Source organism: Cyanobium sp. BA20m-14, from assembly GCF_024346295.1.
In genome coordinates this window covers 1-7,817 of the sequence record NZ_JAGQCR010000149.1, presented here as the reverse complement: position 1 = coordinate 7,817, position 7,817 = coordinate 1, and the positions used below count along the sequence as shown (strand labels likewise).

Below are 7,817 nucleotides of genomic sequence, written 5' to 3'. Positions count from 1 at the left end.
TTGTCGACGCCTGGGAGTTCCAGGGCGATCGTGTAGGCCTCGGGTGTTTCATGCACTTCGGCGGCGGGAACTCGCTCAGCCTTTTGCGTTTCGGCGCTGTGCAGTTGCTGCTCGAGCTTCTTGAACAGATCGGATTCGAGCAGGTCGCCGCGGATCAGATCGAAGGGGGATTGGCGCAGGGTAAGCATCGGAAGGTCTCCGGAACTCCATCAATCTGCAGCCGCCGCCCAGTAGCCAACAGGGTGCAGACCGCCCTTGGCGGTACGGCCCCCACGGCTTGGTTCGGCATTCACACCCAAGAGCCACCATCACAAGAGCCAGCCTCATAACAGCCACCAGCTGCTGAAGCGGGCGGCCTGGCCGCAGGGCCGACCGGTGCCATCGCGCAGGTTCCAGAGGCAAGCGCCTTCGATCGCGAAGCGGCGGCCGGTGCTGTCGACGCGGATGCCCCGGTAGCCCCAGAGGCATTGCTGGGCCTGGGCGGCCAGCAGGGCCTGGCGGCGGCTGGCCCGCTCGGCCGGCTCGGCGGTGAGCCGCGAGGGCATTCCCACCATCGCCCCCCACGGCCGCCGCCACAGGCGCAGGGCGGCGCGGTTGGCGTAGATCAAGCGGGGGCCTGGCTCGCTGCTGGGATCGGCGCCGTCGTGGGCCAACACCACCACCTCGGCGGCGAACAGCTCCTGGGCGATCAACCCGGGGGAGGCATCGGCGGCCAGGCCGGCGAGCAGGGGCGTGGCGAAGGACTGCTGGTGGCTGCTCAGCAGCTGGCCGGCCAGGGCCTGGGCTTCTGGGCTCAGCCAGGGGGGCGGGGCCAGCCAGTTAGCCGTCATCGCCGTTGACCGGCCCCATGGCCTTGGCCATGGCCAGGGCGGCCAGCTGTTGGCCGTGGGCCTGGAGGTGCTCGAGGAAGTGCTGGTTGGCTTCGGGGAAGCGGGGTTCCTCTGCCAGGGGCAGGGGCCCGGCGGCATCGAGGCCCGTGTCGCCCTCGAGGGCTGGTGTGATCACCACCAGATCCGAATCGAGGGCTGCGTCGTAGCGCCACCAGCGGTTTGGGTTCTTGATGGCGGGATGCACCGGGTGGGGAGCGGCCTCGGCGACTGGCTGCGAGCCCTTGGCGGCGGCAGCCTTTTTAGCTTGCCGTGCCAAGGCCCGGCGGCGGCGTTTGGCCAGGTCGGCCAGCAGCTGACCCCTGGTGCGGCCACGCATCTGGAACAGCACAAAGGGGTCTTCGCTGAAGCGATCCCCCATCAAATAGAAGACGGCGCTGACGTGCTTGCAGGGGTTGGCCTTGTCGGGGCAGCTGCACTCGCTACGCACCTCCTGCAACTTGAATGGAAACAGGCGCTTGCCGCTGGCGGCGAAGGCCCGTTCGATGTCCTGGGGCATGACGCCGGCCAGCAGCTGGGCCGACCAGCGGGCCTTCTGGGTGAGGGCATCGAGCACGTAGCCCCAGTCGTCGTCGCTGAGCACATCGAGCCAGAGCTTCACCTTGTAGGGCTCCTCGCCGCTGCCCTGCACCCGGGCATGTACCCGGCGGCCCTCGAATCGAATTGAGGTGACATTGCCGCTGCGGGCGTACTCCCAGGCCCGCTCCAGTCGCTTCTTGAAGCGGTAGCCGTTGATCAGTTCCATCCACTGCTCCACCCACCAGGGCTGCTGGGCCAGGCCCTGGTCGCCGAGCTGGGTGTTGATGGCGCTGGCGTAGGTGGTGGGGGTGAGGGTCATGGGAAGGGGAGGCCGACGCGTTCGATGTGTTCGCGCAGGGGGGCGTAGCGGAGCGATTCCCAGTGCGTCACATCAAAGAGATAGGGGGTGGGCAGTTGGTCGAGGGCTTCGCGCAGGGCGGCGCTGCAATCCTCGTCGGCGCTGTAGGCCAGATCGATATCGGAGCCATTCCAGTGGCGGCCCATCGCCCGTGAGCCATAGAGCTTCAGCCAGTGGATCTGGGGGAAGCTCTTCAGGCAGGAGCGGATCTCGGCCACGGTGCGCTCGGGGATGCCGTGGTTGGTGGCGGCAGGGGCAGAGCTGGTGGCTGGCGCACTCATGGGGCCTCCTGCCGTTTGCTTGCCAGCATGTCGTGCAGTTGCTGTAGGCCTCCGAGATAGCGCTCCTGGATCTGATCCACTGCTTTGCGGGCTCTGGCGTCGTCGTAGGTGTGGGCCATCAAGTTGCGCTCTTCCAGCATGTCGATCCAGAGCTGGCCATCAATGACCAGACCCGTCGCGAAGGCCTGTTTGAGTACTTCGCGGGGCAGCTTGGCATCGATACCGTTGTAGGCGAGGAAATCCTTGAGGGTTTTCCAGCTCAGTTCAAAGGTGAATTCATAGGCCTTGATCAAGGCCATGCGGATCAGATCGTTGTCTGGATCCTGCTGGTGGATTTCCAATGCCCAGCGCAGACGCTGGTAGGCCCTTTGCAGGTTGTCGAAACGCTGTTTCCAGCGGATGTCCGATTGCGCCGGTGGAGGTAGCGCTGTCATCGCTTCAATCCTCCTCACTGAGGGTGACCAGATCTTTGAGCTGGCCCACATCGAAGCCGCCCAGCCAATCTTCGCCGGAGCCGACGATGTCTTCGGCCAGCTTGGATTTTTCCTTGATCATCCGGTCGATCCTTTCTTCCACCGAACCGCTGGTGATGAACTTGTGCACCAGCACTCGGTTTTGTTGGCCGATGCGGTAGGCGCGGTCGGTGGCCTGGTTTTCCACGGCCGGGTTCCACCAGCGGTCGATGTGGAACACGTGGCCGGCGCGGGTGAGGTTGAGGCCGACGCCACCGGCCTTGAGCGACAGCAGAAACAGCTGGGGGCCGCGGGGGTCGTCCTGGAAGCGATCGACCATGGCCTGGCGCTCGGTTTTGCTGGTGCTGCCGTAGAGGAACGGCACCTCCTGGCGCCACTTGCGCTGCAGGTGGGCCTGGAGCAGCAGGCCCCATTCGGCGAACTGGGTGAACAGCAGGGCCCGATCGCCCGCTTCGATCACCTCTTCGAGGATCTCCTCGAGTCGCTGCAGCTTGGCGCTGCGATTGCTGAAGCTGCCGTTGCCGCCGGCGAGCACGGTTTCGGCCTTTTCCTTGAGAGCCAGGGCCGGGTGGTTGCAGATCTGCTTGAGCTTGGTGAGCAGGGCCAGCACCTGGCCGTGCTTCTGGCCCAGGGGGGCCCGGGCGATGGCATCGAGGCTCTCTTCGACTGTTTTGTTGTAGAGCTTTTTCTGCTCTGGAGCCAGGCCCACCCACTCGTTGAGCTCCACCTTCTCCGGCAGGTCGGAGATGATCGACTTGTCGGTTTTGAGCCGCCGCAGGATGAAGGGCCCCACCCGGGCCTTGAGATCGCGCATCGAGGCCATGTCGCCGTAGCGCTCGATCGGCAGCCGGTAGCGCTGGCGGAAGAAGGGCTCATCGCCGAGCACCTTGGGGTTGAGGAAGTCCATCAGGGCCCACAGCTCGCTGACCCGGTTTTCCACAGGCGTGCCCGTCAGGGCAATCCGGAAACGGCTGCCCCCCTTGCTGAACCGGCTGGGGCGGGCCAGGTCCCGGGCCGCCTGGCTCTGCTTGGCGCTGGGATTTTTGATCGCCTGGGCTTCGTCGATCACCATCCCCTGCCAGTCGATGCTTTCGAGCAGTTCGCTGTCTCGCTGCAGCAGGCCATAGCTGGTGAGCACCAGATCGACGCCCTTGAGGGCTTTCTTGAGGGCCTCGGGGCTGCTCGGCCGGCGCGGGCCGTAGTGCTCCTTCACCCCCAGTTCGGGGGTGAAGCCATGGGCTTCCCGTTTCCAGTTGGTGAGCACCGAGGTGGGCGCTACCAGCAGCACCGGGCGCTTGAGTTCGTCTTCGGCCTTGAGGTGCTGCAGGAAGGCCAGCAGCTGGATCGTTTTGCCCAGGCCCATGTCGTCGGCCAGGCAGGCGCCCTGGTCGAAGCGGTGCAGGAAGGCCAGCCAGCCCAAGCCCCGCTCCTGGTATGGCCGCAGCTGGCCGGAGAAGCCAGGTGGTGCCGGCAGGGGGTCGGGGGCCTTCTGCTGGTGGTATTGCTCCAGCACCGCCTGCAGCCGGGGGCCAGCGTCGAAGTGGTGGGCGGGCAGCCGGTGGAAGGTGTCGCCTTCGCTCGCGGTGAGCCGCAGGGCGTCGTCGAGGCTGAGGCCCGGATCGGCAACGCTGAATTTCTGGGCGTTCTTGAGATCGAGGGGCCGCAGCTCGATCCAGGCCCCCTTGTGCTGTACGAGCGGGCTGCGTTTGGCCTGCAGGCGCTCCAGGTCGCGCAGGGTCAAGGTGACCCCGCCGATCATGAATTCCCATTCCCAGGTGAGCGTTTCGCCCAGGGTGAAGCCGCGCGATTTCTCCGGCAGCTCGGCCTTGATCGACAGGCCCAGCCGGCTGGCCAGGCCCCCGGAGAGGCTGGCGGGCAGCACCACGCCCACGCCCACATCCCGCAGCTGGTGGGCGCCGGTGCGCACCAGCACAAACGCCTCGGCCGGGGTGAGCTGCATCCCCTCCGGGGTGGCCGAATCCAGGCCCCGCTCGATCGGCTCAAACACGGTGAGGGCCCGGCCCATGCCCTCGAGCAGCAGCTCGCTGGGTTGGGGCACGGCAATCTCCCCCATCTGCAGGCCCCGATCGCCCGCCGCCCACACGGCCGAAGCCGGCACCCGCAGGCTGGGGTCGGCTTCGGCCTGGAGCCCGAAGCGCAGCTCCCAGAGCTCCTCGCCCTCGGCTGGGGTGAACAGCTCCAGACAGGTGCGGGCCGGCTCCACCTTGCCCGCCACGCCCTCACGCCAGTGGTGGGTGGCGATGCTGAGCCGCTCGAGCTCCTCTTCGTTCAGATTGAGGCTGCCATCGCCCTTGCCCAGGGCCTTCTGCCAGGCCGCCAGCAGGGGATCGAGCCCGCTTGCGCTGGGGCTGAAGCCCGCCCGCAGCTGGCCATCGAGCAGGGCTTCGAGCAGACTGGCCACCCGCAGGCGGCCGCTGCCGGGGCGGCGGCAGGCCAGGGAGGGATCGCCCAGGGGGCCGGCGGCCAGGGCGCAGGTTGCTACCTGGGGCAGGCCGCTGGCCAGGTCTTCGAGGCGGCGGCGGTCGTCTTCCCGGTTGAGCAGGGGCAGCCAGCGGGCCTTGCCTTCTTCGAGCTGGGGCAACCAGCGCCCCCTAGCTATCAGGCTCAGGGCCCAGCGCTGCAGGTGGCTCCACCAGCGCAGCTCATCGGCCATCTCCGGGTGCTCGCCGGCAAGGGGCAGCTGGCTGAGCCATTCGCCCGCGTTGGCCGAATCCAGGGCCCAGCCCTGCACCTGCCAGGGCCACCACTCCAGTTGCTTGGGGATCGGTTCACCGGCCTGCAGGGGCAGGCCGCTCCAGCTGCTGGCGTTGGTGCGGCGCCCCTTGGCGGCCTGGCTGCGGCTGGGCAGGCTCAGGGTGGCGCTGGCTGGACGCAGGGCCTCGCTCCAGAGGCCGTTGTCGTCGAGCCAGGTGGCCAGATCGTCTTCGTTGAGGGCCAGGGGGTGCTCGGGGGCCTCCAGCTTCGGCACCGCCGGTGTGGCCACCCGCCAGGTGTCGGCCCACAGAAATAGGCGACCACCCGAACCTTCGGGGGGAAACAGCCAGGTGGCGTGCAGCAGGCTCATGAACCCGGCCTTACGGCCGTCGGGCGGGCAGGAGGCGTGGGGCCAGGCGCTGCGCTGAATGCAGCACCAAGGTGCTGCCGATCAGCGGCAGCCAAAGCGGCAGCCACCCGCGGATCGGCACCATCATCACAGTTGATCGGGCGCCGGCCAATGTTGGGCGATTATGCCTGGTACAGGCTTCTTCTGCTCCCCCATGGCCGCTGCCCCCCGCCGTGCCTGCCCCCGCACTGGCGCCGAGATCCGCGCGGCCTTCCTCGACTTCTACGAGCAGCGGGGCCACCAGCCCATCGCCAGCGCCTCGCTGATTCCGGACGACCCCACGGTGCTGCTCACCATCGCCGGCATGCTGCCGTTCAAGCCGGTGTTTCTGGGCCAGCAGCAGCGGCCGGCAGCGCGGGCCACCAGCTCCCAGAAGTGCATCCGCACCAACGACATCGAGAACGTGGGCCGCACGGCGCGGCACCACACGTTTTTTGAGATGCTCGGCAACTTTTCCTTTGGGGATTACTTCAAGGAGCAGGCGATCGCCTGGGCCTGGGAGCTCTCCACCGAGGTGTTCGGCCTCTCGCCCAACAACCTTGTGGTGAGCGTCTTCCGCGAAGACGAAGAAGCGGAAGCCATCTGGCGCGACGGGGTGGGCGTGAACCCCAAGCGCATCATCCGCCTGGATGAGGCCGACAATTTCTGGGCCTCGGGTCCCACCGGCCCCTGCGGCCCCTGCTCGGAGATCTACTACGACTTCAAGCCCGAGCTCGGCAACGACGGCATCGACCTGGAGGACGACTCGCGCTTCATCGAGTTCTACAACCTGGTGTTCATGCAGTACAACCGCGACGCCGGCGGCACCCTCACGCCGCTGGCGGCCCGCAACATCGACACCGGCCTGGGTCTCGAGCGCATGGCCCAGATCCTGCAGGGCGTGCCGAACAACTACGAAACCGACCTGATCTACCCGCTGATTGAAACGGCGGCCCAGCTGGCGGGGGTCGACTACAGGGCCCTCGACACCAAGGGCAAAACCAGCCTCAAGGTGATCGGCGACCACAGCCGCGCCATCACCCAGCTGATCTGCGATGGGGTGACGGCCAGCAATTTGGGCCGCGGCTACATCCTCAGGCGTCTCCTGCGCCGCGTTGTGCGCCACGGCAGGCTGCTGGGCATCGACAGGCCTTTCCTGGCGGCGATGGGCGAGGCGTCGATCGCCCTGATGCAGGCCGCCTACCCCCAGCTGCTGGAGCGCCGCGAGGTGATCCTGGCGGAGCTAGAGCGCGAGGAGGCCCGCTTCCTGGAAACCCTGGAGCGGGGCGAGAAGCTGCTGGCCGAGGTGCTCGCCGCCAGGCCTAAGCAGATCAGCGGCGAGCAGGCCTTCGAGCTCTACGACACCTACGGCTTCCCGTTGGAGCTCACCGAGGAGATCGCCGAAGAGCACGGCCTCACGGTGGATCTGGCGGGCTTTGAGGCGGCGATGGAGGCCCAGCGCCAGCGGGCCAAGGCCGCGGCTGTGAGCATCGACCTCACCCTGCAGGGGGCGATTGAGCAGATGGCAGCCGCCGCCGAGGCCACCGCCTTCAAGGGCTACGAGGCCCTGGAGCACCCCAGCTGCGTGCTGGCCCTGGTGGTGAACGGTGAACCGGCGGAGCAGGCGACGGCCGGCGACACAGTGCAACTGGTGCTCGATTCCACCCCCTTCTATGGCGAAGGCGGCGGCCAGGTGGGCGACCGGGGTGTGCTCTCAGGCGATGGCGTGATCGTGAGCATCGAGGGTGTGAGCCGCAACCGCTCAGTGTTTGTGCACAGCGGCCAGATTGAGCGCGGCAGTTTGGCGATCGGGGCCCTGGTTACGGCTCGGGTGGATGGCGCCTGCCGCCGCCGCGCCCAGGCCAACCACACCGCCACCCACCTGCTGCAGGCGGCCCTCAAGCAGGTGGTGGATCCGGGCATCGGCCAGGCCGGCTCCCTGGTGGATTTCGACCGGCTGCGCTTCGACTTCCACTGCCCCCGGGCCGTGACCCCGGCCGAGCTCGAGCAGATCGAGGCCCTGATCAACGGCTGGATCAGCGAGGCCCACACCCTGCAGGTGGCGGAGATGGCGATCGAGCAGGCCAAGGCGGCGGGTGCGGTGGCGATGTTTGGCGAGAAGTACGCCGATGTGGTGCGGGTGGTGGATGTGCCCGGCGTGTCGATGGAGCTCTGCGGCGGCACCCACGTGGCCAA

At 67.6% G+C, this 7,817-nt stretch carries 6 protein-coding genes and 1 pseudogene; 1 reads left to right on the top strand and 6 read right to left on the bottom strand.

What is annotated here, in order from left to right:
- The 6 genes and pseudogenes from KBZ07_RS13080 to KBZ07_RS13055 form a co-directional block, all read right to left on the bottom strand.
- Window positions 1-188 (bottom strand): annotated as a pseudogene (locus KBZ07_RS13080) (hypothetical protein); the annotation flags it as partial.
- Between the two features lie 135 nt (window positions 189-323).
- Complete coding sequence (locus KBZ07_RS13075; RefSeq protein WP_254932020.1) at window positions 324-830, bottom strand: MEKHLA domain-containing protein; 507 nt, start codon at window positions 828-830, stop codon at window positions 324-326.
- Complete coding sequence (locus KBZ07_RS13070; RefSeq protein WP_254932019.1) at window positions 820-1,725, bottom strand: SWIM zinc finger family protein; 906 nt, start codon at window positions 1,723-1,725, stop codon at window positions 820-822. Before KBZ07_RS13070 ends, KBZ07_RS13075 begins: the two co-directional genes overlap by 11 nt.
- Window positions 1,722-2,045 (bottom strand): nucleotidyltransferase family protein, encoded by a 324-nt coding sequence (locus KBZ07_RS13065; RefSeq protein ID WP_254932018.1) that lies wholly within the window; start codon window positions 2,043-2,045, stop codon window positions 1,722-1,724. Before KBZ07_RS13065 ends, KBZ07_RS13070 begins: the two co-directional genes overlap by 4 nt.
- Window positions 2,042-2,479 (bottom strand): nucleotidyltransferase substrate binding protein, encoded by a 438-nt coding sequence (locus KBZ07_RS13060; protein ID WP_254932017.1) that lies wholly within the window; start codon window positions 2,477-2,479, stop codon window positions 2,042-2,044. Before KBZ07_RS13060 ends, KBZ07_RS13065 begins: the two co-directional genes overlap by 4 nt.
- 4 nt (window positions 2,480-2,483) lie before the next feature.
- The gene (locus KBZ07_RS13055; RefSeq protein ID WP_254932016.1) at window positions 2,484-5,603 is read right to left on the bottom strand and encodes a DEAD/DEAH box helicase; all 3,120 of its coding nucleotides are present in this window, start codon (window positions 5,601-5,603) and stop codon (window positions 2,484-2,486) included.
- A 193-nt stretch (window positions 5,604-5,796) separates the two neighbouring features.
- Here KBZ07_RS13055 and alaS point away from each other — a divergent pair.
- A partial coding sequence (gene alaS / locus KBZ07_RS13050) for an alanine--tRNA ligase (protein ID WP_254932015.1) occupies window positions 5,797-7,817 on the top strand: 2,021 nt, incomplete at its 3' end.

Coding starts and splice junctions, on each gene's coding strand:
- KBZ07_RS13075 (WP_254932020.1), bottom strand. CDS start 830: ATGACGGCTAACTGGCTGGCCCCGCCCCCCTGGCTGAGCCCAGAAGCC.
- KBZ07_RS13070 (WP_254932019.1), bottom strand. CDS start 1,725: ATGACCCTCACCCCCACCACCTACGCCAGCGCCATCAACACCCAGCTC.
- KBZ07_RS13065 (WP_254932018.1), bottom strand. CDS start 2,045: ATGAGTGCGCCAGCCACCAGCTCTGCCCCTGCCGCCACCAACCACGGC.
- KBZ07_RS13060 (WP_254932017.1), bottom strand. CDS start 2,479: ATGACAGCGCTACCTCCACCGGCGCAATCGGACATCCGCTGGAAACAG.
- KBZ07_RS13055 (WP_254932016.1), bottom strand. CDS start 5,603: ATGAGCCTGCTGCACGCCACCTGGCTGTTTCCCCCCGAAGGTTCGGGT.